The organism is Vibrio sp. 970 (assembly GCF_033339075.1).
The window spans coordinates 1-527 of record NZ_JAWOTW010000767.1; the positions used below are offsets into that span (position 1 = coordinate 1).

Consider the following 527-nt stretch of genomic DNA (forward strand, 5'->3'; position numbering starts at 1 on the left):
TCTGGCAGATGAGTACAACGCGGTACTTGCTACAGGTAAAGACTTGAAAGGCAATGCTGGCAAACCACTGTTTAACTACGACCCTGATAACCCAGCGGCAAGTTTAACCATCACAGATTTGAGCGCGGAAGAATTGGCGTTTTCAAGCGATGGTACGCCGGGTAACGCGAATGTTCTTAAATCTTTGATTGATTTGAGTAACAAACCGGTTGCGGTAACGGGCTACGGCTCAGTGAGCTTGAACGATGCCTTTACCTCAATGGTTGGCCAAACGGCGATCAAAGCGCGTCAGGCCGATGCGGATTACCAAGCAAAACTGGCAATGAGTAAGCAAGCGCATACCGCTCGCGACAACGTAAGTGCAGTGAACAGCGATGAAGAAGCCGCGAACTTGATGACGTTTGCTAACGCGCACAATGCCAACATGAAAGTGATCAGTACGGCGAACCAGCTGTTCGACTCTGTATTGCAGTTATTCTAGAGGAAACCCAGATGCGAATCAGTGATAACCAATTCAGCCAAATGAT

At 48.4% G+C, this 527-nt stretch carries 1 protein-coding gene; it reads left to right on the forward strand.

Features of this window, described 5'->3' with window-relative positions; all coding sequences use genetic code 11:
- A partial coding sequence (locus tag R7Q11_RS29080) for a flagellar basal body rod C-terminal domain-containing protein (RefSeq protein ID WP_318094491.1) occupies nucleotides 1–481 on the forward strand: 481 nt, incomplete at its 5' end.
- Nucleotides 482–527 lie beyond the last annotated feature (46 nt).